This is a genomic window from Variovorax sp. ISS6 (genome assembly GCF_056523145.1).
Genome location: NZ_JAWRZC010000001.1, coordinates 965,870 through 989,601, shown reverse-complemented (window position 1 = coordinate 989,601; position 23,732 = coordinate 965,870). Strand labels below are relative to the sequence as shown.

The 23,732-nt window shown below is 71.1% G+C and carries 23 protein-coding genes and 1 pseudogene; 11 read left to right on the top strand and 13 right to left on the bottom strand.

Annotated elements, in window-relative coordinates; genetic code table 11:
• Positions 1 to 180: 180 nt before the first annotated feature.
• Positions 181 to 825, top strand: a complete 645-nt coding sequence (locus AC1HIL_RS04585) for an ANTAR domain-containing response regulator (RefSeq protein ID WP_082321639.1) — start codon at positions 181 to 183, stop codon at positions 823 to 825.
• A 6-nt stretch (positions 826 to 831) separates the two neighbouring features.
• Here AC1HIL_RS04585 and AC1HIL_RS04580 read toward each other — a convergent pair whose 3' ends face one another.
• Positions 832 to 1,722, bottom strand: coding sequence for a LysR family transcriptional regulator (locus AC1HIL_RS04580; RefSeq protein ID WP_479671249.1), 891 nt, complete (start codon positions 1,720 to 1,722; stop codon positions 832 to 834).
• A gap of 110 nt (positions 1,723 to 1,832) precedes the next feature.
• Here AC1HIL_RS04580 and AC1HIL_RS04575 point away from each other — a divergent pair, with 110 nt between their 5' ends.
• Together AC1HIL_RS04575 and AC1HIL_RS04570 are read left to right on the top strand one after the other, a co-directional pair.
• On the top strand, positions 1,833 to 2,054 hold the full coding sequence (locus tag AC1HIL_RS04575; RefSeq protein ID WP_057598545.1) for a DUF1127 domain-containing protein: 222 nt from the start codon (positions 1,833 to 1,835) through the stop codon (positions 2,052 to 2,054).
• Between the two features lie 54 nt (positions 2,055 to 2,108).
• Complete coding sequence (locus AC1HIL_RS04570) at positions 2,109 to 3,818, top strand: hypothetical protein (RefSeq protein ID WP_479671248.1); 1,710 nt, start codon at positions 2,109 to 2,111, stop codon at positions 3,816 to 3,818.
• 7 nt (positions 3,819 to 3,825) lie between these two features.
• Here AC1HIL_RS04570 and AC1HIL_RS04565 read toward each other — a convergent pair whose 3' ends face one another.
• From AC1HIL_RS04565 to AC1HIL_RS04550, 4 genes are all read right to left on the bottom strand, one after another.
• Complete coding sequence (locus tag AC1HIL_RS04565; RefSeq protein ID WP_479671247.1) at positions 3,826 to 4,227, bottom strand: RidA family protein; 402 nt, start codon at positions 4,225 to 4,227, stop codon at positions 3,826 to 3,828.
• Positions 4,228 to 4,311: 84 nt separating this feature from the next.
• Positions 4,312 to 4,899 carry a uracil-DNA glycosylase family protein gene (locus AC1HIL_RS04560; protein WP_479671246.1) on the bottom strand — a complete coding sequence of 196 codons (588 nt, stop codon included), beginning with the start codon at positions 4,897 to 4,899 and terminating at the stop codon, positions 4,312 to 4,314.
• Between the two features lie 5 nt (positions 4,900 to 4,904).
• Positions 4,905 to 5,744 carry an isocitrate lyase/PEP mutase family protein gene (locus AC1HIL_RS04555; RefSeq protein WP_479671245.1) on the bottom strand — a complete coding sequence of 280 codons (840 nt, stop codon included), beginning with the start codon at positions 5,742 to 5,744 and terminating at the stop codon, positions 4,905 to 4,907.
• A 60-nt stretch (positions 5,745 to 5,804) separates the two neighbouring features.
• Positions 5,805 to 6,722, bottom strand: a complete 918-nt coding sequence (locus AC1HIL_RS04550) for a LysR substrate-binding domain-containing protein (RefSeq protein WP_422099553.1) — start codon at positions 6,720 to 6,722, stop codon at positions 5,805 to 5,807.
• A gap of 105 nt (positions 6,723 to 6,827) precedes the next feature.
• On the opposite strand from AC1HIL_RS04550, the gene AC1HIL_RS04545 reads away from it, so the two are divergent.
• The 3 genes and pseudogenes from AC1HIL_RS04545 (at position 6,828) to AC1HIL_RS04535 (ending at position 8,562) form a co-directional block, all read left to right on the top strand.
• A complete protein-coding gene (locus AC1HIL_RS04545) occupies positions 6,828 to 7,823 on the top strand; it encodes a fumarylacetoacetate hydrolase family protein (protein ID WP_479671244.1) in 996 nt (331 codons plus the stop codon).
• Positions 7,805 to 7,966 (top strand): annotated as a pseudogene (locus AC1HIL_RS04540) (fumarylacetoacetate hydrolase family protein); the annotation flags it as partial. The gene AC1HIL_RS04545 and the pseudogene AC1HIL_RS04540, both read left to right, overlap by 19 nt.
• Positions 7,963 to 8,562, top strand: coding sequence for a VOC family protein (locus tag AC1HIL_RS04535; RefSeq protein ID WP_479671243.1), 600 nt, complete (start codon positions 7,963 to 7,965; stop codon positions 8,560 to 8,562). The pseudogene AC1HIL_RS04540 and the gene AC1HIL_RS04535, both read left to right, overlap by 4 nt.
• 7 nt (positions 8,563 to 8,569) lie before the next feature.
• On the opposite strand, the gene AC1HIL_RS04530 is transcribed toward AC1HIL_RS04535, so the two are convergent.
• From AC1HIL_RS04530 to AC1HIL_RS04520, 3 genes are read right to left on the bottom strand one after another with little or no spacing between them, the layout of a single operon-like run.
• A complete protein-coding gene (locus AC1HIL_RS04530) occupies positions 8,570 to 9,949 on the bottom strand; it encodes an L-serine ammonia-lyase (protein WP_479672469.1) in 1,380 nt (459 codons plus the stop codon).
• Positions 9,950 to 9,953: 4 nt separating this feature from the next.
• The gene (locus AC1HIL_RS04525; RefSeq protein WP_261212255.1) at positions 9,954 to 11,123 is read right to left on the bottom strand and encodes a M20 aminoacylase family protein; all 1,170 of its coding nucleotides are present in this window, start codon (positions 11,121 to 11,123) and stop codon (positions 9,954 to 9,956) included.
• A 20-nt stretch (positions 11,124 to 11,143) separates the two neighbouring features.
• Positions 11,144 to 12,481 carry a DUF3100 domain-containing protein gene (locus AC1HIL_RS04520; protein WP_479671242.1) on the bottom strand — a complete coding sequence of 446 codons (1,338 nt, stop codon included), beginning with the start codon at positions 12,479 to 12,481 and terminating at the stop codon, positions 11,144 to 11,146.
• 137 nt (positions 12,482 to 12,618) lie between these two features.
• Between AC1HIL_RS04520 and AC1HIL_RS04515 the strand changes: the two genes are divergently transcribed.
• Together AC1HIL_RS04515 and AC1HIL_RS04510 are read left to right on the top strand one after the other, a co-directional pair.
• Positions 12,619 to 13,587 (top strand): LysR family transcriptional regulator, encoded by a 969-nt coding sequence (locus tag AC1HIL_RS04515; protein WP_479671241.1) that lies wholly within the window; start codon positions 12,619 to 12,621, stop codon positions 13,585 to 13,587.
• 55 nt (positions 13,588 to 13,642) lie between these two features.
• Positions 13,643 to 14,098 carry a CopD family protein gene (locus AC1HIL_RS04510; RefSeq protein WP_093343774.1) on the top strand — a complete coding sequence of 152 codons (456 nt, stop codon included), beginning with the start codon at positions 13,643 to 13,645 and terminating at the stop codon, positions 14,096 to 14,098.
• On the opposite strand, the gene AC1HIL_RS04505 is transcribed toward AC1HIL_RS04510, so the two are convergent.
• The 3 genes from AC1HIL_RS04505 to AC1HIL_RS04495 form a co-directional block, all read right to left on the bottom strand.
• Positions 14,095 to 14,535 (bottom strand): VOC family protein, encoded by a 441-nt coding sequence (locus AC1HIL_RS04505; protein WP_057592356.1) that lies wholly within the window; start codon positions 14,533 to 14,535, stop codon positions 14,095 to 14,097. The genes AC1HIL_RS04510 and AC1HIL_RS04505 overlap by 4 nt on opposite strands.
• 13 nt (positions 14,536 to 14,548) lie before the next feature.
• Positions 14,549 to 15,781 carry a CaiB/BaiF CoA transferase family protein gene (locus tag AC1HIL_RS04500; protein ID WP_479671240.1) on the bottom strand — a complete coding sequence of 411 codons (1,233 nt, stop codon included), beginning with the start codon at positions 15,779 to 15,781 and terminating at the stop codon, positions 14,549 to 14,551.
• A 151-nt stretch (positions 15,782 to 15,932) separates the two neighbouring features.
• Positions 15,933 to 17,132 carry an acyl-CoA dehydrogenase gene (locus AC1HIL_RS04495; protein WP_296732768.1) on the bottom strand — a complete coding sequence of 400 codons (1,200 nt, stop codon included), beginning with the start codon at positions 17,130 to 17,132 and terminating at the stop codon, positions 15,933 to 15,935.
• 176 nt (positions 17,133 to 17,308) lie between these two features.
• Between AC1HIL_RS04495 and AC1HIL_RS04490 the strand changes: the two genes are divergently transcribed.
• The 3 genes from AC1HIL_RS04490 to AC1HIL_RS04480 all read left to right on the top strand — a co-directional run bounded on the left by AC1HIL_RS04490 (position 17,309) and on the right by AC1HIL_RS04480 (position 21,196).
• A complete protein-coding gene (locus tag AC1HIL_RS04490; RefSeq protein ID WP_261212251.1) occupies positions 17,309 to 18,211 on the top strand; it encodes a LysR substrate-binding domain-containing protein in 903 nt (300 codons plus the stop codon).
• Positions 18,212 to 18,329: 118 nt separating this feature from the next.
• On the top strand, positions 18,330 to 19,040 hold the full coding sequence (locus AC1HIL_RS04485; protein ID WP_261212249.1) for a 2OG-Fe(II) oxygenase: 711 nt from the start codon (positions 18,330 to 18,332) through the stop codon (positions 19,038 to 19,040).
• A gap of 188 nt (positions 19,041 to 19,228) precedes the next feature.
• Positions 19,229 to 21,196 carry an adenylate/guanylate cyclase domain-containing protein gene (locus tag AC1HIL_RS04480; RefSeq protein ID WP_479671239.1) on the top strand — a complete coding sequence of 656 codons (1,968 nt, stop codon included), beginning with the start codon at positions 19,229 to 19,231 and terminating at the stop codon, positions 21,194 to 21,196.
• A 3-nt stretch (positions 21,197 to 21,199) separates the two neighbouring features.
• On the opposite strand, the gene AC1HIL_RS04475 is transcribed toward AC1HIL_RS04480, so the two are convergent.
• A complete protein-coding gene (locus AC1HIL_RS04475) occupies positions 21,200 to 21,655 on the bottom strand; it encodes a YbaY family lipoprotein (RefSeq protein ID WP_479671238.1) in 456 nt (151 codons plus the stop codon).
• Positions 21,656 to 21,662: 7 nt separating this feature from the next.
• Positions 21,663 to 23,657 (bottom strand): acetoacetate--CoA ligase, encoded by a 1,995-nt coding sequence (locus tag AC1HIL_RS04470; RefSeq protein WP_479671237.1) that lies wholly within the window; start codon positions 23,655 to 23,657, stop codon positions 21,663 to 21,665.
• Between the last annotated feature and the right edge of the window lie 75 nt (positions 23,658 to 23,732).

Sequence of the window (23,732 nt, the reverse complement as noted above, 5' to 3'; positions counted from 1 at the left end):
CGCGCAGCAGTTGATCGGCCGGCACCACCGCTGCGCCTCCCGTGCACAGGGCAGTGGGTACTTCCCGCAGCGAAATAAAGGAGGAGCCGAAGGCGGGGGACATTCGCGGAGGGAAGTACCCGCTGTCCTGTGCACGCGCCCCGAACAAAAGCCTCAAGACCAACAACAAGAGGCCTGAAAGTGGAAAGCCCCCCCAAGAGACACACCCTGCGCGTGACCCCACCGCAGCTCAAAGAACTGCGCCTGCTGAAGATCGCGGTCATCCACCCCGACGACAGCGACGGCCGCCAGCTGACCCAGCAGCTGCAGCGCATCGGCTGCCAGGTGCAGGCCTTCTGGCCGCCGGTGCAGGCGCTGCCCGAGGGCATCGACGTGGCTTTCATGGCGGTGCAGCCCGACTTCATCAACCTGCGCTTCGAGTGGACCAAGAGCGAGGACGCGCCCGCCATCATCGCCGTCGTGACCTACGAGAATCCGACCATCGTCGAGGCCGTGCTCGAGATCGGCGCCAAGGCCGTGCTGCCCTCGCCGGTGCGCTCCTTCGGCCTGTTATCGGCGCTGGTGGTGGCGCGCGAGGCGCACAAGCAGAACCGCTCGCTCGCGCGGCGCCTGCGCAAGACCGAGGCCAAGCTGCTGGGCGTGCGCCAGCTCGCGGAGGCCAAGGCGATTCTCATGAAGACGCATGGCGTGTCGGAGGGTCAGGCCTACGACCTGATCCGCGAGCAGGCGATGAGCAAGCGCACCACCATGGAAGAGATCGCGGCCGCCATCGTCAACGCCAACGAGATCCTCTCGCTCGGCGCGCGCAAGCCCGAGGCGTCGTAAAGCCTCTCAGGTCTGGCGGAACCCCGCCAGCACCTCGAGCACCCGCAGCGTGGCGCCGTCGAGCAGCGCGCGCGGCCGGTGCGCGATGCCCAGGCGGCGCGTGAGCTTCGGCACGATCGGCAGGATCTGCAGGCGCTCGCCGAGCGCCGCGTCGGTCGTCGGCTGCAGCGGCAGCAGCGCGGCGCCATAGCCCGCCGCCACCAGGCTGCGGATGGCCGCGTCGTAGTTGAGCTCGATGCGCGCGCGCGGCGCGAAGCCCCCGGCCGCGAACCACTCCATCGTGAGCCGGTACATGTGGGTGGTCGCGTCGTTGAAGATCAACGGCTGCTCGGCCAGCCAGGCCGGCGTGACGCGCCTGGGCGCCTTCGTGCGCTGCGGCACGAAGGCCATCATCGGCTGCGTGCGCCAGGGCGTGAACACCAGGTCGCGCAGCGGCGGCTGCGGCAGCGCCACCAGGCCGATGTCGAGCGTGCCCGCGGCCAGCCTCGCCAGCGCCTCGCCCGAGCCGAGGATCGCCACCTCGACGTCGATGCCCGCGTCCTGCGCGCCCAGCGCCTCGAGCACCTGCGGCAGCAGGTCGACCACCACGCCGGTCGACGTGCCCAGCCGCACGCGGCCGCTGCGGCCCTCGGCCTGCCGCTTGACCGCGTCGAGCGCATCGTCGGTGTCGCGCAGCAGCTTGCGCCCGCGCTCCACCAGCGCCGCGCCGGCCGCCGTGGGCGTGATGCCGCGCGCGCCGCGCACCACCAGCTTGGCATCGAGCCGCGACTCGAGTTCGGAGACATGCAGGCTGACCGTGGGCTGCGCCAGATGCAGCGCCTGCGCCGCGGCCGAGAAGCTGCCGAGGTCGGCGATCGCGATCAGGGTGCGCAGCTGGTCGAGGTTGAGGTGGCGCATGGGCGTCGAATCAGGAAAGCTGATGAGAAGGCTCAGAAATCTCAACTTCCACAATAGCACGGCGACGCCGAAGATGAGCGCACCGACACCGCAATCCCCAGGAGCCCATCGTGAAGACCGCATCGTCCCCGAGCTTTCGCCAACGCCTTCTGCATGCCCTGCGCGGCTGGCGCCGGCACGCGGCGAATCGCCGTCGGGCCCGTGCCGATGCGTGCCAGCTCGCCGGCATGAGCGAGCACGACCTGCGCGACCTCGGCGTCGGCCGCAGCGAGCTGCCGGGGCTGATGCAGCCCGCGCCCTCGCACTGCGAGCACGGCCACCGCGCAAGCTGAAGGAAGCGCGCCCCGGCCCTTGCCGCGGCCTCGATTTGAGGTCCAATGCGGGGCGTGCCAAGTCCCGCTTCCGCTTCATCCCCGCTCGTCGTCGAGCTCACTTCCCCGCAGTCGGTCGACGGCCGGCGCGCGGCCTTCCAGTCGCTGTGGCTGCTGGTGCGCATGCGCCATGCGCACGACAGCCAGACCCCGATGGTGCGGCTGGCCGACCTGCGCGGCGAAGTGTCGGACGCGAGCACCCTGCGCATGGTCGTGAGCCGTGCCTTCCGCGACTTCAAGGCCTGGGGCATCGAGGTCGGCTGGGGCGAGGACAGCACGCGCGAGCCGCGCTTCCTCAACGCCGAGCGGCGCAGCCAGGGCCCGTTCTGGCTGCCGCCGGCCGAGGCGCGGCGCGTGCGCTGCGAGGTCGAGGGGCGCGCCGCGAGCGCGGCCGAGATCGCCTCGTTCCTCGGCCTGCGCGCACGCACGGGCGCTTCGGGCGGCGCCTCGGCGCCGCCCGAGGCGGTGCACCTGCAGGACGCGGCCTTCTGGAAACAGCTCGTGGCCGCGCAGCGGGCCGCGCGCCAGGGCCGGCTGATGACGCCGGTGGCCGCCGGTGCCGGCGATGGCGCCGGCCAGCCGAGCGCGCTCGAATCGATACGGCTCGCGGGGACGCTCGCGGCCAGCGGCTTCCAGCGCGCGCTGGTCACCCTCAACGAGGCCATGCTGTGGCGCCGCCTCGGCGACAACGAACAGGCGCGTCGCCAGCTCGAGGTGCTCAAGAAGCAGCGCCTGGCGCACCACGTGGCGGGCAACGACTACCTCGGCGCGATGGAATGCATCGTCTCGGCCTGGTGCGCCTACACCGCGCGCGACCTGCCGCTGGCGCAGTCGCTGCTCGGCGGCATGGCCGACGACCCGGCGCGCAGCGTGGTGCTGCGCCACCATCCCGACGTGCGCTTCGAATGGTGCAACCTGTGGGCACTCGGTTGCCGCTCGCGCGCGCTGGCGCTCGCGGCCGAGGACGCGCCGGCCGCCCGCCTGCTCGCCGAGGAATCGCTGCGCCGCTTCGGCGACGCGCTGACCGCGGCCTTCGAGTCGCACTCCTTCGATGCCGCCCAGCACGTGGCGGCCAACCTCGGCATGGCGGTGTGGCTGTTCGACCGCGTGGGCCTCGCGCTGCCCGCGCTCCCCTCGGCGCCGGCGGCCGGCCCGAAGCGGCGCGGCGATGCCTCGGCAGCGTCCGACACCACGCGCCATGCCGTGCAGTGGATCGCCTTCAGCGAATGGCTGTGCGGCCAGGCCGACGGCCAGGGCCGCTCGGCCTGGAACGCGATCTACCTGATGCGCATCGCGCGCGGCCATTGCGGCGCCGAGCCCCGGCCCACGCTCGCGCAGTTCCGCGCCCAGGCGCCGCTCGACCCGGCCGCGATCTCGGCGCTGGCCGGTCCGCTCGCCGATGCCTTCGACGCCACGCACTGGCCCGCGCGCTGGGTCGAGGTGGCGCAGGCGCGGCTGGCCGACCACCAGGCCGGCCGGCGCCGCTACCCGGGCCTGCAGCATTGCAGCCTGCTGTTCGAGCATGCGTGGTACGCGGCCCATGCGGGCGACCTGAAGGCGGCCGAGCGCTCGCTGGCCACCTTGCGCGAAACGCTGCCGCAGCTGGTGCCCAGCGACCGCGCCTACTTCGCCGAGTCGTGGAACGATGGCCTGCCGGCCGAGCTGGTGCTCGAGGCGAAGCCCCCGCGACGGCCGGCGGCGCGGCCGAGGAAGGCCGCGCGCTGAAGCGGCCTCAGCCGCGCGCCGCGACGCAGTCGATCTCGATGTCGAAGGGCCCGAACCAGGCCGGCACGCAGACGAAGATGCGCGCGGGCGGCGACTCGGGAAAGTAGCGCGCATAGACCGCGTTGACCGCGGCGAACTTCTCCGCCGAGGTGCAATACACGTTGCACTTGAGCGCATTCGCGAGCGACGAGCCCGCCGTCTCCAGGCACAGCTTCAGCTGTTCGAGCACCAGCTCGGCCTGCCGCTCGACCGAGGCGCCGACCGCCACCTGCCCGGTCTCGGGATCGAAGGGCGGCAGGCCCGAGACATAGACGGTGTCGCCATGGCGCGTGACGATGGAGGCCGGTGCCTTCCAGCGATCGAGCCAGGTGGAGAGGGGTTCGACACGGATGACTTCGCGCGCGGGCATGGGAATCCTTCTGTTGCGGTGGATGACGATGACCGCGATGGTGCGGCCTTCGTCCCCCGCACGCTTCGTCCCGCGACGAAGCGTTCAGCCGCCCGTGCCCATGCCCAGTGCCAGCCGCACGCGCTCGCGCAGCATCGGCAGCACCTCGCTCTCGAACCACGGATGGCGCTGCTGCCAGCCGGTGTTGCGCGGCGAGGGATGCGGCAGCGGGATGACGCGCGGCGCGAATTCCGCGAAGGCGCGCACGGTCTCGGTGACGCCGTCGCGCGCCCGGTTGCCCAGGTGGCGGCGCTGCGCGTACTGGCCGATCAGCAGCGTGAGCTCGACGCGCGGCATCTGCGCCAGCAGCCGCTCGTGCCACAGCGGCGCGCACTCCTTGCGCGGCGGCAGGTCGCCGCTGGTGCCGCGGCCCGGGTAGCAGAAGCCCATGGGCACGAGCGCGATGCGCGAGGCGTCGTAGAACAGCTCGCGCTCCACGCCGAGCCAGCGCCGCAGCTGGTCGCCGCTGCGGTCGTCCCAGGGCACGCCCGTGCGGTGCACCGTCATGCTCGGGGCCTGGCCGACGATCAGCAGCCGCGCCTGCGCGCCGGCCTGCACCACCGGGCGCGGGCCCAGTGGCAGATGCACCTCGCAGACGCGGCAGGCGCGGATCTCGGCGAGCAGCGGCTCCACGCGCTTCAGCGGCCGAAGGGCTTGAAGAAGGCGTTGAGCTCGGCCCCGGGCGCGGCGTCGGCGAAGTCGTCGAAGCGGCCCTCGTCGGCCAGCGTGCGCGCGGCGCGGATGAAGCCGCCCCAGGCCGCGCGCGCCATCGCGCCGCCCACGCTGACGCGGCGCACGCCGAGCGCCTCGATGTCCTTCATCGTGAGTTCGCTGATCGCGCCGACCAGCAGGTTCACCGGCTTGGGCGCGACCGCCGCGACCACGGCCGCGATCTGCTCGCGCGTCTTGATGCCGGGCGCATAGAGGCAGTCGGCGCCGGCCTCGGCATAGGCCCTGAGGCGCGCGATCGCGTCGTCGAGGTCGGGCCGGCCGGCGAAGAAGTTCTCGGCGCGGCCGACCAGCAGCGTGTCGCCGCCCGCCGCATCGATGGCACCGCGCGCGGCGCGCATGCGCTCGACCGCGACCTCGATGGGGAACAGCGGCGCATCGGCGTTGCCGGTCGAGTCCTCGATCGACAGGCCGGCCACGCCGGTCTCGACCGCGAGCCGCACGCTCCGGGCCACGGCCTGCGGATCGGCGCCGAAGCCGTTCTCGAAGTCGGCATTGACCGGCAGCGCGGTGGCCGCCACCAGTTCGCGCAGGTGCGCGAGCACCGCGTCGCGCGCGATGGCGCCGTCGGCCTGGCCGTGCGACCAGGCGAAGCCCGAGCTGGTGGTGGCGAGTGCCTTGTAGCCCAGGCCTTCGAGGTAGCGCGCGCTGCCGGTGTCCCAGGGGTTGGGGATGACGAAGCAGCCCTGGGCATGCAGCGCGCGGAAGGCCGCGCGTTTCTCGGCGACGGTGGGGTTCGTGGGGGTCATGGGGTCTCTTCCTTCTTTCGATGAAATTCGATGCCGGGGCGGCGAAGGGCGCGAAGCCGTTCAGGATAAGCCAGCGCCCGGCTGCGGCGCGCCGGGCGGATGGGCCAGCAGGTGGTCGATGAAGGCGCGCACCGCCGGCAGCATGCCGCGGCGCGAGGCGAAGGCCGCCTGGATCTCGCTCGCGGTGCAGGCCCAGTCGGGAAACAGGCGCACCAGGCGGCCCTCGCGCAACTCGTCGCGGCACAGGATCTCGGGCAGCAGCGCCACGCCCAGGCCCTGCAGCGCCACGTGCCGGAGCGCGAACATGTCGTCGGTGACCAGGCGCGGCACGAAGCCCAGCTCGTGCACCTGCCTGCCCCGCTCCAGCCGCCACAGGTGGCGCTCGCCGGTGTCGGGCAGCGAGAGCATCGGCCAGGCGGCCAGGTCGTCGAGGCTCGCGGGCGTGCCCAGGCGCTCGAGCAGCGCCGGGCTCGCGAGCAGCACGTCGACCGTGCGGCCCAGCGGCCGCGCGACCAGGCTCGAGTCCTCGAACGGCGGGCGCCGCACGCGCAGCACCACGTCGACGTTCTCCTGCAGCGGATCGACGCGCCGGTGGCTCACTTCCAGCGAGAGCCGCACCTCGGGAAAGGCGCGCATGAAATCGGGGATCAGCGGCGTGAGCCAGAACTGCGCGAGCGTGAAGGGCGCGCTCACGCGCAGCGGCCCCTGCGGCCGCGCGACGGCCTGGCGCACCACGTCGAAGGCCTCCTCGCCCGCGGCCACTGTGGCCTGGCAGCGCTCGTAGAACTGCTCGCCGACATGGGTCAGCAGCAGCCGGCGCGAGCTGCGCTGCAACAGCCGCACGCCCAGCCGTTCCTCGAGCTGCGCGACGCGGCGGCTCAGGCGCGACTTGGGAATGCCCAGGTGCCGGCTCGCGGCGCTGAAGCCCTGCTGCTGCACCACGTGCGCGAACAGCGCGAGGTCGTTGAAATCGTCCATGTCTCCTGTTCCGCTGGCAGAACGATCCGTTCTTTTTTGGCGGATTGTTGTCGCTTCGTTCCATCAGCATCATCGATCGCCTCGTATCGGTCAATGTCCACGCCCATGAAAATCGCCAGCTTCCATCACCGCGGTGCCCTTCGCTTCGGCGTGGTCCGAAACGACGAAGTGCTCGACGCCAGCGCCCTGCCCGGCGCGCCGGCCGGCGTGCGCGAGCTGCTGGCGCGCGGCGACGAGGGCCTGGCCTGGCTGCGCGCGGCCATCGAGACGGCGCCGCGCCTGCCGCTGGCCGATGTGAAGCTCGCGGCGCCGGTGCCCGCGCCGCGCAAGTTCCTCGGCCTCGGCGGCAACTACGCCTCGCACCTCGAGGAGGCCGCGAAGCTGGGCCTCGTGCGGCCGCCGGGACAGGTGTGGTTCAACAAGCAGGTGTCGTGCGTGGCCGGCCCGTTCGACGAGGTGCACCGGCCGCGCGTGTCGGCGCAGTTCGACTACGAGGGCGAGCTCGGCGTGGTCATCGGCCGGCGCTGCCGCCATGTGCGCGCCGAGGAAGCGATGACCATGGTCGCGGGCTACGTCGTGATCAACGACATGAGCGTGCGCGACTGGCAGCTGCGCGCGCCCACGCACACCCTGGGCAAGTCCTTCGACACCCACGGCCCCTTCGGCCCCTGGCTGGTGACGCGCGACGAGATTGCCGACCCGCATGCGCTGCGGCTGCGCACCTGGGTCAACGGCGAGCTGCGCCAGGACGGCAACACCGCCCGGATGATCCATCGCATCGAGGCCATGCTGGTCGAGCTGAGCACCGCCTTCACGCAAGGGCCTGTTAACGCTATGCAAGGGGTCGCGAAGCTCACCAGAGCCCGCCCATCAAGGCGCGCGACGCCGCGTGTGCGTCCGCACACGCAAGGAGCGCAACGCCGAGGGGCGGGCTCTGGTGAGCTTCCCTCCGGGCTGCTTCGCCAAGGGGCCGTCTGCGGCGTTGCCCGCGCTTGCAAGGCGGACGCCTTGCTGCGCACGGGCGCCTTGCATCCAGCCCCTTGGCGAAGCAGCGCGACCCCTTGCATAGCGTTAACAGGCCCTGGCCCGGCGACGTGCTGAGCACCGGCAGCCCCGCGGGCGTCGGCGGCCTGATGGACCCGCCGCGCTACCTGGTGGCGGGCGACGTGGTGCGCGTGGAGATCGAGGGCATCGGCCACATCGAGAACCGCGTGGTGCAAGAACCCCTGGAGACCGCCCGATGAACGACCCCAGGCGTGCCCTGCCCGACCTCGCCTCTTCCGCACTGCGACCCGTGAAGCTCGCCCACGTGGTGCTGCGCGTGGCCGAGCTCGCGCGTTCGCGCGCCTGGTACCTCGCGGTGCTGCAGGCGCGCGTGGCCTTCGAGAACGAGATGCTGTGCTTCCTGAGCTACGACGACGAGCACCACCGCATCGGCCTGATCGCGCGCCCCGACCTGGGCCGCGAGGCCGATGCGAACACCGGGCTCGAGCACATCGCCTTCACCTACGGCTCGCTGGCCGCGCTGCTCGCCAACCACCGGCGACTGGCCGCGCTCGGCATCGTGCCCTACTGGTGCATCAACCACGGGCCGACGATCTCGATGTACTACCGCGACCCCGACGGCCACCGGCTCGAGCTGCAGCACGACGTGTTCGAGACCGCCGCCGAGGTCGATGCCTTCTTCGCGGGCGGTGCCTATGCCGAGAACTTCATGGGCGTGGTGTTCGACCCCGCGGACCTGGCCGCGCGCTTCGAGGCCGGCGAGCCGCTGGCCTCGCTGACCGCGCGGCCCGAGCTGCCGGCGGGCAAGGGGCCGTGGGACATGTTCGTACCTTGAAGCAGGCTCAGCACTCCACCACGTTGACCGCGAGCCCGCCGAGCGAGGTCTCCTTGTAGGTCGACTTCATGTCCTCGCCGGTCTGCTTCATGGTGCGGATCACGGCGTCGAGCGAAACGTAGTGGCTGCCGTCGCCGCGCAGCGCCATGCGCGCCGCGTTGATGGCCTTCACCGCGCCCATGGCATTGCGTTCCACGCAGGGGATCTGCACCATGCCGCCGACCGGGTCGCAGGTCAGGCCGAGGTTGTGCTCCATGCCGATCTCGGCCGCGTTCTCGACCTGCGCCGGCGTGCCGCCGAGCACCGCGGCCAGCGCGCCGGCCGCCATCGAGCAGGCCACGCCGACCTCGCCCTGGCAGCCGACCTCGGCGCCCGAGATCGAGGCGTTGGTCTTGTAGAGCATGCCGATCGCCGCGGCCGTGAGCAGGAAATCGACGATGCCCGCGTCGCTCGCATTCGGCACGAAGCGCTGGTAGTAGTGCATCACGGCCGGCACCACGCCGGCCGCGCCGTTGGTGGGCGCGGTCACCACGCGGCCGCCGGCCGCGTTCTCCTCGTTCACGGCCATCGCGAAGGCATTGACCCAGTCCATGGCCGCGAGCGGATCGGCCGCGCCGGCCTGCGCCAGCAGCTCGCGGTGCAGCTCGCCCGCGCGCCGGCGCATGCGCAGCGGGCCGGGCAGCGCTTGGGCGGCCAGCGGGTTGTCGATGCCGAAGCCGCGCTGCACGCACTGCTGCATCACGCCCCAGATGCGCAGCAGGCCCGCGCGCACCTCGGCCTCGGGCCGCCAGGCGCATTCGTTGCGCAGCACCAGCGCGGCCACCGAGAGGCCGTTGGCCTCGCATTGCGCCATCAGTTCGTCGCCGGTAGCGAAGGGATGCGGCACCGCCACCGCCGCGGTCTGCGCCACGGCCTGGCCGCCCTCGACGACGAAGCCGCCGCCGACCGAGAAATAACGGCCCTCGGCGAGCACCGCATCGTCGGTGGCGAAGGCGGTGAAGCGCATCGCGTTGGGATGCTCGGGCAGCGACTCCTCGCCGCGAAACACGATGTCGCGCACGCGGTCGAAGGCGATCGGCGTGGTGCCGAGCAGCATCAGCGTGCCGCCGCGGCGCAGCGCCTCGAGCCGTGGCTGCACGGTCTCGGGCCGCACCGTGTCGGGCGCGTCGCCGAACAGGCCGAGGATCACGCCCTGGTCGGTCGCATGGCCATGGCCGGTGGCGCCGAGCGAGCCGAACAGGTCGACGCGCAATCGCGCGATGCGATCGAGCAGGCCCTGCCGTTCGAGCGAGCGCGCGAACAGCAGCGCCGCGCGCATCGGGCCCACGGTGTGCGAGCTCGAGGGCCCGATGCCGATCTTGAAGATGTCGAAGGCGGACAGCATCAGCGCATCATGCGGCCGGAAGCTGCTGCTTGACCAGTGCCACCCAGTAGGCCGCGCCCAGCGGCAGGATGTTGTCGTTGAAGTCGTAGTAGGGGTTGTGCACGTTCGGATCGTTCGGGCCCTCGCCCGCGCCGATGCCGATGTAGGCGCCCGGACGCTTCTGCAGCATGAAGGCAAAGTCCTCCGAGCCCATGGCCGGCGGGATGTCGGTCAGCACCTGTTCGCGCTCGACCAGGCTGGCGGCCGCGGCGATCGCGGCATCGGTCTCGGCCGGCGTGTTGACCACGCCCGGATAGCCGCGGCGGTAGTCGAGCGCGACCTTGGCGCCGTGGGTGGCGGCCACGCCCTCGCAGATCTGCTGCATCGCAGCCTGGGTCTGGTCCTGGATCGCGGCGTCGAGCGTGCGCACCGTGCCGCGCAGCACCACGGTCTCGGGGATCACGTTCCAGGTGTCGCCGCCATGGATCTGCGTGACGCTGACCACGGCCGAGTCGGTGGCGCCGGTGCGGCGGCTCACGATGGTCTGCAGCGCATTGATGAGCTGCGCGGCGACCACCACCGAGTCGATGCCGGTCTCGGGCATGGCGCCATGGCTGCCCTTGCCGGTGACCACGATCTCGAAGGTGTCGAGGTAGGCCGTCATGGTGCCCTTGCGGATCGCGAAGCGGCCGCGCGGCAGGCTCGGGAAGTTGTGCATGCCGTAGACGGCATCGGCGGGGAACTGGTCGAACAGGCCTTCCTCGACCATCACGCGGCCGCCGCCCTCGTTCTCCTCGGCCGGCTGGAACACGAAGTGCACCGTGCCCTTGAAGGGCTTGTGGCGCGACAGGTGCTCGGCCGCGCCCAGCAGCATCGCGGTGTGGCCGTCGTGGCCGCAGGCGTGCATCTTGCCCACGCACTTCGAGGCATGGGCCTGCGTGCCCAGCTCCTGCATGTTGAGCGCGTCGAGGTCGGCGCGCAGCGCGATGCTCGGACCGTCGCCGTTCGAAAGCGTGCCGACCACGCCGGTGCCGGCCAGGCCGCGGTGCACCGGCAGGCCCATCAGCATCAGCGCATTGGCGACCACGTTGGCGGTGCGGTGCTCCTCGAACGCGGTCTCGGGATTGGCGTGGATGTCGCGGCGCCAGGCCTGCATGCGCGCGCGGGTGTCTTCGGCGATTTCGGGGTCGCGGTACATGGTGGGGTTCTCTCGGGGGGTCAGTGGAAGAATTCGGCGATCAGGGTAGCGCCGAGGAAGGTACCGGCGGTGGCGGTCAGCGACACCACCACGATGCGCCAGCCGAGCTGGCGGAACACCGGCAGGTCCTTCGCGACCGAGAAGCCGGCCAGCGCGAGCACCGGCGTGGTGAAGGCCAGGAAGTTGAGCTTGGCGGTGAGCGCGATCAGCGCGTCGGAGAACGGCAGCAGGCCCGGGATGCCCACCACCGTGGCCACCACCGACAGCACCAGCACCATCGGCAGCCGCGGCACCAGGCGCTTGAGGCCCTCGACCGCCAGCGCGATCGCCACCACGGCCAGCATGCCCTCGAGCGAGACCAGCGGCGGCACCTTGTAGGTCAGCGAATTGCCGATCAGCACGCCGCCGCCCACTACGGCCCAGGCGATCAGCGTGTCGCGCAGCGGCAGCGCGCCGCCATGCGCCACGCTGACCTGCGACACGGCGGCGGTGCCCGCATCGGGCGCGCCGCGCTTCGAGAAGCGGCCCAGCACCGGCTCGAGCTTGCCGTACAGCCACGAGCACAGCGGCAGCGAGAGGAACAGCGTGAAGTAGAAGCCAGCGACGGTGGTCAGCAGATTCGAGGCGGCGGCGATGGCCGTGAGCTGCGGCAGCATCTCGGCCGGCTGCTGCGCGGCGATGGCGCCCAGCGCGGCCGCCATCAGGCTGCCCGAGCCCACGCCGGCGCCCATGGCCAGCGAGCGCGGATCGAAGACATGCAGGCTGGCGATGAAGCCCGCCAGCACCGCGATGAACAGCGCGCCCAGCACGGTGCCGGTGATGTATTCGGCCAGCACGCCGCGGCCCTCGGGCGAGGCCATGCCGTACTTCTCGCCGATGATCACGAGGTTGCCCTCGCGCCCCACCGAGAAGGTGGCGCCCACGGCCTCGCGCTTGATGCCCAGCAGCAGCGCCAGCGGCAGGCCCAGCGCCAGGGTGCCGAGTGCATGGCCGAACTCCTGGAACAGCAGCGCCCAGCCGGCCTGCTTGACCTGCGGCAGCGCGGCGCCGACCGTGAGGCCCAGCTTCACCACGAACAGCAGCAGGCCGGCGTTGAGCAGGCCGCCCGCGAAGGACTGCTCGGCGGTGGCGACGCGCGCCACGCCCGGCACGCGGCGGTACGCGATGCCCCAGACCGCGGCGATCAGCAGCGCCCACAGCATCGGCAGCAGCGCCACCTTGCCCGGGCCGACGCTGAACTGCACCGGGCCGACCAGCTCGGCCACGGCCACGATGGCCAGCGTGACGGCCACGAGCTTGAGTTTTCCGGAAGCGCCGGAGGGCGCGGCCGTGACGGGAACGGAGGCGGCGGAGGTCATGGTGGGGCGTCGGTCTGGAGCCGTGGGTGAAGCCTTTGCTGGCGGATGGCGGCGAGTTTCTCCATGTAGGCCTATTGCATCAATGACCGCAAATCGGGATATTCGATGCATTGAATGCAACACTCAGGAGACCGGGCATGGACGACAGGCTCGACACGCGCCGCGTGCGCTACTTCATGCAGGTGCTCGACAGCGGCTCGGTGCGCGGCGCGGCCGACGTGCTCGACATGGACCCCTCGGCCGTCAGCCGCGCGATCGGCATCCTCGAGCAGGAGTGTGGCGTGCCGCTGCTCGAGCGCCATGGCCGCGGCGTGGTGCCCACCGACGCGGGCGAGATGCTGGCCGGCTACGTGCGCCGGCAGAACAGCCAGAAGCAGCACCTGATGGCGCAGATGGACAGCATCCGCAAGATCGAGCGCGGCCACATCGACATCGTGGCGGGCGAGGGCTACGTGGACTGGCTGATGCGCCACAGCCTGCGCGAGTTCATGACCACGCATCCGAAGATCACCATCGACCTCGACGTGGCCAGCACCGACGAGATCGTGCGCCGCGTGGTCGAGGAGCGCGCCCACATCGGCATGCTGTTCCAGCCGCCGCGAGACGAGCGGCTGACCTCGCACCAGTCGCATCCGCAGCCGATCCAGGCGCTGGTGCTGCGCTCGCATCCGCTCGCGCAACTGGGCCGGCCGCTCAAGCTCGCCGACCTGCTGCCCTACCCGGGCGCCACGCTGCACCGCAACTTCGGCGTGCGCCAGCACATCGAGGCGGCCGAGATCAGCGAGGGCGTGCGGCTGCCTTCGGTGCTGACCACCACCTCTTTCAGCGCGCTCGGCCATTTCGTCTCGGCCGGGCTGGGCTACACGCTGGGCACGCGGATCTCGCTGACGCCGAATGCCGACCATCCCGAGCTGATCGAACTGCCGATGAAGAACCCGCTGCTGTCGCAGGGCCGCTCGCACATCGTGTCGCGCCACGGGCGCCTGCTGTCGCCGGCCGCGGCCGAGTTGCTGCGCTGCGTGGTGCGCGACATGAAGCGCTACGCGGACGCCGGGCCGGCCAAGGCGCGCAGGCCGGCACCGCGCACTCGCGCGGCCGCCGCTTGAGGAAGGCGCGGGGGGATCGTTGCGCGCGGCGGGCTTCGGTGGTCTGATCGCCGCCATGTCCTACCTGCTCCCGCTCTTCGTCCACCTGCTGTGCGCCGCCTTCTGGGTCGGCGGCATGGCCCTCATGCACTTCGCGGTGCGCCCGGCCGCCGTCGCCACGCTCGAGCCGCCGCTGCGCCTGCGCATGATGGCCGCGACCCTGCGGCGCTTCTTCGTCGGGGTCGATGCCTCGGTCACGCTGCTGTTCGTGACGGGCGTGGCGATGATCCTGGCCACGGGCGGCTTCCGCGGCGTGCACTGGCGCGTCGAGGCGATGATGGGCCTCGCGATCGTGATGGCCGCGATCTACGTCTACATCCGCGCCTCGGTGTTCCGCGCGATGCGGCGCGCGGTCGACGACGGCGCCTGGCCGGTGGCCGCGGGCCGGCTCGACCTGGTGCGCAAGCTCGTGAGCCTGAACCTGGTGCTGGGCGTGGCGGTGTTCGCGGTCGCGGTGCTCGGGCGCGGTTAGGCCGCTGGCCCCTTGAGCTCGACGCCGTTGCCGTCGGGGTCGCGCAGGTAGATCGAGGGCCCCGTGCCCTCGGCCCCGTAGTTGTTCTGCACCTCGCCATCGACCTCGACGCCATGGCGCGCCATGCGCTCGCGGATCGCGGCCTCGTCGAAGGGCTCGATGCGCAGGCACAGGTGGTCGAGGTTGCGGCCTTCGCGGCCGGCCAGCGCGCCACCCGCGCGGCCCAGCTTGCCGTCGTGCGCGACGAGGTCGATCAGGCTCGCGCCCGCGCGCAGGTGCACCAGACCGAGGTCGTCGCGCCGCTTGTCGACCGTGCAGCCGAGCACGCCGACATAGAAGGCGATGGAACGCTCGGCATCGCGCACGCGCAGCACCACGTGATCGATGCGCCGCAGCGCGAACGGCGCGGCATCGGAAGGATCGTGCGGGCGGGTCATGCCCGCCAGTGTGTCAGACCACGCCCGAGGCGCGCAATGCCTCGAAACGCGCCGCGTCGATGCCCAGCTCGCCGAGCACCTCGCGCGTGTGCTGGCCCAGCGCGGGCGGCGCACGGCGCAGCACCGGCGGCGTGGCCGACAGGCGCAGCGGGCTCGCCACGCCGGTGATGGCCGTGATGCCGTCGCCCGCATCGCGCGGCAGCGTGACCGCGAGGCCGCGCGCCTTGACCTGCGCATCGTCGAAGGCCTGCGCGATGTCGTTGATCGGGCCGCAGGGCACGGCCTTGTCCTCGAGCAGCGCGACCCAGGCGGCCGTGGTGCGCGTGCGCGTGAGTTCTTCCATCATCGGGATCAGCACGCCGCGGTGCTTCACGCGCAGGGTGTTGGTCGCGAAGCGCGCGTCGCTGGCCCAGCCGGGCTGGCCCGCGGCCTCGCAGAAGCGCGCGAACTGGCCGTTGTTGCCGATCGCCAGCAGCATCGCGCCATCCAGCGTCGGGAAGTCCTGATAGGGCGCGAGGCTCGGATGGGTGTTGCCCTGGCGCGCCGGCGCCTTGCCGGTGTTGAGGAAGGCGCTGGCCTGGTTGGCGAGGATCGCCATGCCCACGTCGAGCAGCGCCATGTCGATGTGCTGGCCTTCGCCAGTGCGGTGCCGCACCTGCAGCGCGGCGAGGATCGCGGTGCTCGCGTAGACGCCGGTGAAGATGTCGGTGAGCGCGACGCCCACGCGCAGCGGGCCGCCGCCGGGCTCGCCGTCGGGGCGGCCGGTGATGCTCATCATGCCGGTCATGGCCTGGATCATCAGGTCGTAGCCCGCGCGCTCGGCATAGGGGCCGTCGTTGCCGAAGCCGGTGACGCTGCAGTAGATGAGCCGCGGGTTGGCACGGCGCAGCGTCTCCTGGTCGAGGCCGTACTGCTTCAGGCCGCCGGTCTTGAAGTTCTCCACCACCACGTCGGCCTGCGCCGCCATCTGCCTGAGCAGCGCCTGGCCGTCGGGCGTGGCCATGTCGATGGTGACCGAGCGCTTGTTGCGGTTGCAGGCGGTGAAGTAGCTGGCCTGGTCGCTGTCGTTGCCGTTCGCGTCCTTCACGAAGGGCGGGCCCCAGGTGCGGGTGTCGTCGCCGACGCCGGGACGCTCGATCTTGACGACATCGGCGCCCAGGTCCGCGAGGATCTGCGTGCACCACGGGCCCGCAAGCACGCGGGACAGATCGAGAACCTTGATGCCGTCGAGGGCTGCTTGGGTCATGGCGATGCGGATGGAATTCGGGCTGCCCGGACGCGAAGAACGCGAAGGTTCCGCGAAGGGCGCAAAAGATTCATTTCAAGGAAGATGGACTTCCTTTCGCGTCCTTCGCGAATCCTTCGCGTCCTCTGCGTCCGGAAGTCCGTGTCTGGCTTCAGTTCGCGAACGCGGCGATGCCCGTGATCGCGCGACCGAGGATCAGCGCATGGATGTCGTGCGTGCCTTCGTAGGTGTTCACGACCTCGAGGTTCACGAGGTGGCGCGCCACGCCGAATTCGTCGCTGATGCCGTTGCCGCCCATCATGTCGCGCGCCAGGCGGGCGATGTCGAGGGCCTTGCCGCAGTTGTTGCGCTTCATGATCGAGGTGATCTCGACCGCGGCCGTGCCTTCGTCCTTCATGCGGCCCAGGCGCAGGCTGCCCAGCAGGCCCAGCGAGATCTCGGTCTGCATGTCGGCCAGCTTCTTCTGGATCAGCTGGTTGGCGGCCAGCGGGCGGCCGAACTGCTTGCGGTCCAGCGTGTACTGGCGCGCGCGGTGCCAGCAGTCCTCGGCGGCGCCGAGCGCGCCCCACGAGATGCCGTAGCGGGCGCTGTTGAGGCAGGTGAACGGACCCTTGAGGCCCTGCACCTCGGGGAAGGCGTTCTCCTCGGGGCAGAACACGTTGTCCATCACGATCTCGCCGGTGATGCTGGCGCGCAGGCCGACCTTGCCGTGGATCGCCGGGGCGCTCAGGCCCTTCATGCCCTTCTCGAGCACGAAGCCGCGGATCGGGCCGACGGCGCCGCTCTCGCTGACTTCCTTGGCCCAGACCACGAACACGTCGGCGATCGGCGAATTGCTGATCCACATCTTGCTGCCGGTGAGCGCGTAGCCGCCCGGCACCTTCTTGGCGCGCGTGGCCATGCTGCCGGGGTCGGAACCATGGTCGGGCTCGGTCAGGCCGAAGCAGCCGATCCATTCGCCGGTGGCGAGCTTGGGCAGGAACTTCTGCTTCTGGCCCTCGGAGCCGAATTCGAAGATCGGCACCATCACGAGCGAGCTCTGCACGCTGGCCATCGAGCGATAGCCCGAATCGACGCGCTCGACCTCGCGCGCGATCAGGCCATAGGCCACGTAGTTGAGGCCGGGGCCGCCGTACTGCTCGGGGATCGTCGGGCCCAGCAGGCCCAGCGAACCCATCTCGCGGAAGATCGCCGGGTCGGTCTCGCCGGTGCGGAAGCCCTCGAGCACGCGCGGTGCCAGGCGCTCCTGGCAGTAGGCATTGGCCGCGTCGCGGATCATGCGCTCGTCGTCGGTGAGCTGCTGGTCGAGCAGGAAGGGGTCGTCCCAGTGGAAGGAAGCTTTGGCGGCCATGCGGCTGTCTCCGGAAAAGGGGAAAAGAGGGGGATCGGCCGATCCTAGCGAGGCAGAGGGCGCGGCGCAAACGATGAATCCTCACCCAGATATGCGGATCCAGAATGTCTTGGGCGTTGCCGGAACCGTGCTTTCATTGATGAAAGCCCTTCGCCAGTCATACACTCGCGGCATACATGCGCCGCAAGATCCCGCCCCTGCAGACCCTCGTGTGCTTCGACGCGGCCGCGCGCCACGAGAGCTACACGCGCGCCGCGCAGGAACTCGCGCTCACCCAGAGCGCGGTGTCGCGCCAGATCGGCACGCTCGAGGCCTTCCTCGGCGTGGCGCTGTTCCGCCGCACGCGCCACGGCGTGGCGCTGACCGCGAGCGGCGCGGCCTATGCGCGGCAGACCGCCAAGCGGCTCGAGGCGATGGAGCGCGACACGCTCGACGCGATGGCGCACCAGGGCGAGGGCGGTTCGCTGTCGCTGGCGGCCGTGCCCACCTTCGCCACGCGCTGGCTAATGCCGCGGCTCAAGGGCTTCGCGGCGCTGCAGCCCGACGTGGTGGTGCACATCGAGACGCGCACCCGGCCCTTCCTGTTCGCCGACGCGGAGTTCGACGCCGCGCTCTACGCGGGCACGGTGGCGCAGGTGCAGAACTGGGCCGGCACGCACGCGCTGCCGCTGATGCAGGAGGACGTGGTGCCGGTCTGCAGCCCGGCGCTGCTGCCGCGCGGCAAGCCGGTCTCGCCCACGGCCATCGCGCACATGCCGCTGCTGCAGCAGAGCACGCGGCCCGACGGCTGGCGCCAGTGGTTCGATGCGCAGCAGGTCGACGCCCCCAATGCGCGCGGCGGCCCGCGCTACGAGCTGTTCTCGATCCTGGCGGCGGCCGCCTCGCAGGGCCTGGGCGTGGCGTTGATGCCGACCATGCTGGTGGCCGACGAACTCGCGCGCGGCGAGCTGGTGGTGGCCTGCCCGCGGCCGCTCGCGGGCGAGCGCGCCTACTACCTCGTGACGCCCGAGCGCGCCGACCAGCGGCCGCTCTTGAAGTTCTTCAGCGACTGGCTGCTCGCGCAGGCCCGCAAGGGTTGAAGGCTATGCCGCGCGACGAGCTTCCGGCCGGCCTTCGCGCACGCCGCTGTGAACGCGGCCTGAAAGCCGCGTCCGGAAACGGCGAGCCCGAAGCCTCCGCCCGGGCCACACTCGCCCCATGCCCTCCCCCGCTTCCGTGATCGATGCGCTCGACTGGCCCCGCATCGAAGCCGACCTCGCCGCGCGCGGCTGCGCCACCACCGGCCGCCTGCTCGGTCCGCGCCAGTGCGCGGCGCTGGCCGCGATGTACGACGAACCGCAACATTTCCGCAGCCGCGTCGTGATGCAGCGCCATGGCTTCGGCCAGGGCGAGTACCAGTACCTCGCCTATCCGCTGCCCGAACCGGTCGCGGCATGGCGCGCCGCGCTTTACGAACGGCTCGCGCCGCTGGCCAATGCCTGGGCCCAGGCGATGGGCCTGCCGGCCGACTATCCCGCCGCGCACGCGGACTATCTCGCGCGCTGCCACGCGGCCGGGCAACAGCGGCCTACACCCCTGCTGCTGCGCTACGGCGAGGACGACTACAACTGCCTGCACCAGGATCTGTACGGCGAACTGCAGTTCCCACTGCAGCTCACGGTGCTCCTGAGCCGGCCCGGCGAGGACTTCACGGGCGGCGAGTTCGTGCTGACCGAGCAGCGCCCGCGCATGCAGTCGCGCGCCGAGGTGGTGCCGCTGGCGCAGGGCGAGGCGGTGATCTTCGCGGTCAACCAGCGGCCCGTGGCGGGCACGCGCGGCAGCTACCGCGTGACGATGCGCCATGGCGTGAGCCGCGTGCGCTCGGGCCGGCGCCAGACGCTGGGGCTGATCTTCCACGACGCCCAATAGGCGCGCGCCAAGGCCGAATCTCCGACTGTCCCGGCACAGCTTTCGCCCACTTCGAGGGAGTGGAGCGAGAATCCGCCCCGCATCCGGCACTCGCCAGCATTTCCGACGCACTGATCGGACAGCGAGACCGCCGGCTGCCGATCCGCGGCCCTTCGGCCCCGGATGCGCGTGGGCAGACAGGGAGCAGTATGAACAGATATCCGTCCGGCGTGCCGGACCCGGCCGCGCGGCCGTCTTCCGAAGCGGCCGCTTCTGTCACACGGCCATCGGATCTCGGTCCCGCCTCGAACCCGGCGCCCTCGCGGCGCCGTACCCGTCACTTCCGGGTCGACGTGGGCACCATCGTGAGCGTGGTCGCGCTCACGCAATCGCTGCTGCTGGTCGCGCTCGGCTATTGGGGCTCGCAGCGGCTGGTCTCGCGCATCGGGATATCGGCCCACAAGTCGAACCACGACCGCACCGAGGACAAGGTCAATGCCTTCCTCGCCAAAGCCGAGTCGGTGGTCGGCGCCATCGCGGGCACGCCGAGCCTGCGGCCCGCGGGCGACCGCAGCGAATGGACGGCCGAGATGCTGTGGACCATGCTGCAGCAGTCGCCCGAGCTCGACAGCCTCTATGTCGCCAACGACGAGGGCCGGATGCTGATGGCGCTGCGCTATCCCGCGCCCGCGGTCCGCTACATCGAGGCCGGGCAGCAGGGCACCACCGAGACCTGGCAGTACAAGCGGCCGCTGGCGGCCGAGGCCGACTTCCAGCAGCGCTACGAGACGATCCGCCTCGAGGCCTTCCAGAGCGGCTACGACCCGCGCACCCGCAGCTGGTTCATCGAGGCGCGCACGGCCAGGGGCCCGGTGTGGACCCAGCCCTACGTGTTCGCGGCCGCTCAGGAGCTGGGCGTGACCTACGCGTTGCCGAGCCAGCGCCGCTACGCCGACGGCAAGCCGCAGGCGCTGGTGGTGGCCGGCGACGTGTCGCTGGGCCGGCTCTCGGATTTCGTGCGGCAGTTCAGCAGCAGCGGCTTCGGCGGCAGCGCGCTGCTCACGCGCGACTATCGCGTGCTCGCGCGCAGCGACATGCCCGGCGTGCAGCACCGGCTCGAAGCCAGCACGGGCGTGCTCGACGAACTGCATCGCCACATGGTGGAAGACGGCACGGCGGGCAGCCAGGTCGACACCGCGTTCTCTTTCAGCTACCAGGGGCAGCGCTTCCTGGCGCAGACCTCGCGCATCCAGGCCACCGGCTGGGAGCTGGTGAGCTGGGTGCCCGAGGACGTGCTGCTCGGCAGCCTGCGCCGCGCGGTGCTGTGGTCGATGCTGCTGGTGCTGGGCTTCCTCGCGGTGGCGCTCGCGATCTCGCTGCGGCTGTCGAAGCTGGTGACGGCGCCGGTCGAGAACCTGTCGCGCATCGCGCGCCGCATCGGCATGCTCGAGCTCGACAGCCTGCCGCGCGAGCCGAGCCGGGTGCTCGAGATCCAGCACCTGGACCAGGCGCTCGACGAGTCGGCGCGCAGCCTCAAGGCCTTCAGCAAGTTCGTGCCGGTGGACGTGATCAACCAGCTCATCGCGCAGGGCCATGCGCTCGCACCCAACGGCTCGCCGCGCCGCGTGACCGTGATGTTCACCGACGTGGAGGGCTTCACGAGCATCTCCGAGTCGATGCCGCCGGCCGTGCTGGTGGGCCAGCTCACCGACTACTTCAACCTCGCGGCGCGCGTGTTCGCGCGCCATGGCGGCGTGATCGACAAGTTCATCGGCGACGGGATCATGGTGCTGTGGGGCGCGCCCGCCGACCTGCCCGATGCCGAGTACAAGGCCTGCCTCGCGGCGCTCGAGCTGCAGGCCGAGATGCGCGCGCTCAACCGCCAGTGGCACAGCCAGGCGCTGCCCGAGTTCCGCACCCGCGTGGGCATCCACACGGGCATGGTGATCGCGGGCGTGCTGGGCTCGAACGACCGGCTGTCGTACACGGCCTTCGGCGACGTGATCAACGTGGCGAGCCGCATCGAGGGCATCAACAAGCAGCTCGGCACGCAGCTGCTGGTGTCGGAAGTGACCCATGCCGGGCTCAAGGGCCGGCTGGCGACGCGCCGCGTCGAGGAACAGGTGGAACTGCGTGGCCGGCAGACGAAGATGGTGCTCTACGAACTGCTGGCCTGAAGCTCAGCGCGGCGGCGGCGCGGGCGTGACACGCACCAGCACCAGGTCCGCGCGCGTGCCCTGGCCCTGCGTGAGCACGCCGTAGTGCGTGTCGTTGATGAACAGCAGCTGCTCGCCGCGCACGATGCGCGCCGCCACGGCGTAGCGCATGCGCGGATCGATGCGAGCCGCGTCGACCTGCAGCGTGTAGGCGAACGGCGGCTGGCGGCCGTCGGCGCGGATGCGCTGCTCGGCCAGCACGACCGAGGGCGCGTCCATGCGCGAGACGTCGAGCAGCTGCACGCGCACCTCGGCGGCGGGATCGAGCGCGATGCGCTCGCGGTAGCTCACGGTGCCGCTCACCACGAGCGGCGCGGCCGCGGGTGCGGGAGTGGAGGAGGTGGCGCAGGCGCTCAGCAGCGTGGCGCCGGCCACGCCGCCGCCGATCGCGAGAAGGAGGATGTTGCGTCTGGAAAGCATCGCGCCATCATACGGACGCGCGCTGCGCCGCGAAGGCCACGTACCAGTCGAGGCTGCCGGGGTTGGCCATCGCCTCGCGGTTCACCACCTTCTCGATCGGCTGACCCAGCAGCAGCTTCTTGATCGGCAGCTCCTGCTTCTTGCCCGAAAGCGTGCGCGGGATCTCGGCCACCTGGAAGATGTCGTTGGGCACGAAGCGCGGCGACAGCGAGGTCTTGATCGCGTGGTTGAGCCGCGCGCGCACCGCGTCGTCGAGCGCGACGCCGGGGCGCAGCACCACGAACAGCGGCATGTAGCTCTCGCGGCCCAGGTACTCGAGGTCGACCACCATCGAGTCGAGCACCTCGGGCAGGCCCTCGACCGCGCTGTAGATCTCGCTGGTGCCCATGCGCAGGCCCTGGCGGTTGATGGTGGCGTCGCTGCGGCCGTAGATGATGCAGCCGCCGTCGCTGCCGATCCGGATCCAGTCGCCGTGGCGCCAGACGCCGGGGTAGGTGTCGAAGTAGCTCGAGACGTAGCGCGCATTGCCCTCGTCGCCCCAGAAGTAGAGCGGCATCGACGGGATGGGCTGGGTGCAGACCAGCTCGCCGACCTCGCCGATGACCGGCTGGCCCTGCTCGTTCCAGGCCTCGACCGCATGGCCGAGCTCGCGGCACTGCATCTGGCCCGGCACCTCGGGCAGCTCGCGGTGGCCGCCGACGAAAGCGCCGCAGAAATCGGTGCCGCCCGAGATGTTGCACCACCACACGTCCTTCGAGCCCGCCTCGCGCAACTGCCGCGTGCCCCAGCGTTGCACCTCCTCGGGCAGCGGAGAACCGGTGCTGCCGAGCGCGCGCACGCGCGAGAGGTCGCCGCAGTCCTTCGCGACCAGTCCGGCCTTCATGCAGTTGCTGAAGTAGGCCGCGCCCGCGCCGAAGAAGGTGACACGGTGGCGCGCGACGAAGCGCCACAGCACGCCCCAGTCGGGCTTCTCCTTGCTGCCGGCCGGGTTGCCGTCGTAGATGCAGATGGTGGCGCCGAAGGCCAGGCCCGAGAGCTGCGAGTTCCACATCACCCAGCCGGTGGAGCTGTACCAGTGGTAGCGCTCGCCGAAGTTGTTGGCGCCGTAGCTCGCGCCCACGTCGTTGTGCAGGCCGCAGGCATGCATGGTGAGGATGATGCCGCCCTGGCCGTGCACGATGGGCTTGGGCAGGCCGGTGGTGCCGCTCGAGTAGACGATCCAGATCGGATGGTCGAAGGGCAGCCACTCGGGTTCGAAGGCGGCGACTTCGGCGTCGTCGCGCGCGATGGCCCGGGCCCAGTCGACGTCGTGCGCCACGCGGCCCGTGGCATAGGGCGAGGGCACGAGCAGCAGCCGGCGCACGCTCGGCAGCTGGCCGCGCAGTTCCTGCAGCACGGCGCTGCGGTCGAGCGGCTTGCCGCCGTAGTGCACGCCGTCGACCGCGATCAGCAAGGTGGGCTCGATCTGGCGCAAGCGGTCGACCACGGCGGCCGTGCCCATGTCGGGCGCGCACACGCTCCAGATCGCGCCGATGCTGGAGCAGGCCAGGAAGGCCACCATGGTCTCGGGCACGTTGGGCATGTAGGCCGCGACGCGGTCGCCGCGCTTCACGCCGAGCGATTTCAGCGTGAGCGCGACCGAAGCGACCTGGCGCCGCATCTCGGGCCACGACAGCTCGCGCACCTCGCCGCGCTCGTTGTCGCTGACGATCGCGGGCATGCCGGCCGCGTGGGCCGCGTCGACATGACGCAACACCTCGCGCGCATAGTTGACCTGGGCGCCGGGAAACCAGCGCGCGAGCGGCATGCGCGATTCGGCGAGCACGGCCGTGTGCGGCGTGGGCGATTCGATGCGGGCGTAGTCCCAGATGCTCTGCCAGAAGGCATCGAGCTCGGTGACGGACCAGCGCCACAGGGCGTCGTAGTGGTCGAAAGCGAGGCCGCGCGTGTCGCGCAGCCAGTCTTGGTAGAGGCGGATCTGGGGAATGTTGGGAGCGGGCATGGACCGAGCGTAGCGCCGTGACGGAGTGCGCTCAAGGGGGGTTGACCTCAGGGTTTGTACGTGTGTTCAACATTT

Excerpts from the sequence above, each read along its gene's own strand:
- AC1HIL_RS04580 (WP_479671249.1), bottom strand. The coding sequence starts at position 1,722 with ATGCGCCACCTCAACCTCGACCAGCTGCGCACCCTGATCGCGATCGCC.
- AC1HIL_RS04565 (WP_479671247.1), bottom strand. The coding sequence starts at position 4,227 with ATGCCCGCGCGCGAAGTCATCCGTGTCGAACCCCTCTCCACCTGGCTC.
- AC1HIL_RS04555 (WP_479671245.1), bottom strand. The coding sequence starts at position 5,744 with ATGACCCCCACGAACCCCACCGTCGCCGAGAAACGCGCGGCCTTCCGC.
- AC1HIL_RS04550 (WP_422099553.1), bottom strand. The coding sequence starts at position 6,722 with ATGGACGATTTCAACGACCTCGCGCTGTTCGCGCACGTGGTGCAGCAG.
- AC1HIL_RS04545 (WP_479671244.1), top strand. The coding sequence starts at position 6,828 with ATGAAAATCGCCAGCTTCCATCACCGCGGTGCCCTTCGCTTCGGCGTG.
- AC1HIL_RS04535 (WP_479671243.1), top strand. The coding sequence starts at position 7,963 with ATGAACGACCCCAGGCGTGCCCTGCCCGACCTCGCCTCTTCCGCACTG.
- AC1HIL_RS04525 (WP_261212255.1), bottom strand. The coding sequence starts at position 11,123 with ATGTACCGCGACCCCGAAATCGCCGAAGACACCCGCGCGCGCATGCAG.
- AC1HIL_RS04520 (WP_479671242.1), bottom strand. The coding sequence starts at position 12,481 with ATGACCTCCGCCGCCTCCGTTCCCGTCACGGCCGCGCCCTCCGGCGCT.
- AC1HIL_RS04515 (WP_479671241.1), top strand. The coding sequence starts at position 12,619 with ATGGACGACAGGCTCGACACGCGCCGCGTGCGCTACTTCATGCAGGTG.
- AC1HIL_RS04510 (WP_093343774.1), top strand. The coding sequence starts at position 13,643 with ATGTCCTACCTGCTCCCGCTCTTCGTCCACCTGCTGTGCGCCGCCTTC.
- AC1HIL_RS04505 (WP_057592356.1), bottom strand. The coding sequence starts at position 14,535 with ATGACCCGCCCGCACGATCCTTCCGATGCCGCGCCGTTCGCGCTGCGG.
- AC1HIL_RS04500 (WP_479671240.1), bottom strand. The coding sequence starts at position 15,781 with ATGACCCAAGCAGCCCTCGACGGCATCAAGGTTCTCGATCTGTCCCGC.
- AC1HIL_RS04495 (WP_296732768.1), bottom strand. The coding sequence starts at position 17,132 with ATGGCCGCCAAAGCTTCCTTCCACTGGGACGACCCCTTCCTGCTCGAC.
- AC1HIL_RS04490 (WP_261212251.1), top strand. The coding sequence starts at position 17,309 with ATGCGCCGCAAGATCCCGCCCCTGCAGACCCTCGTGTGCTTCGACGCG.
- AC1HIL_RS04485 (WP_261212249.1), top strand. The coding sequence starts at position 18,330 with ATGCCCTCCCCCGCTTCCGTGATCGATGCGCTCGACTGGCCCCGCATC.
- AC1HIL_RS04480 (WP_479671239.1), top strand. The coding sequence starts at position 19,229 with ATGAACAGATATCCGTCCGGCGTGCCGGACCCGGCCGCGCGGCCGTCT.
- AC1HIL_RS04475 (WP_479671238.1), bottom strand. The coding sequence starts at position 21,655 with ATGCTTTCCAGACGCAACATCCTCCTTCTCGCGATCGGCGGCGGCGTG.
- AC1HIL_RS04470 (WP_479671237.1), bottom strand. The coding sequence starts at position 23,657 with ATGCCCGCTCCCAACATTCCCCAGATCCGCCTCTACCAAGACTGGCTG.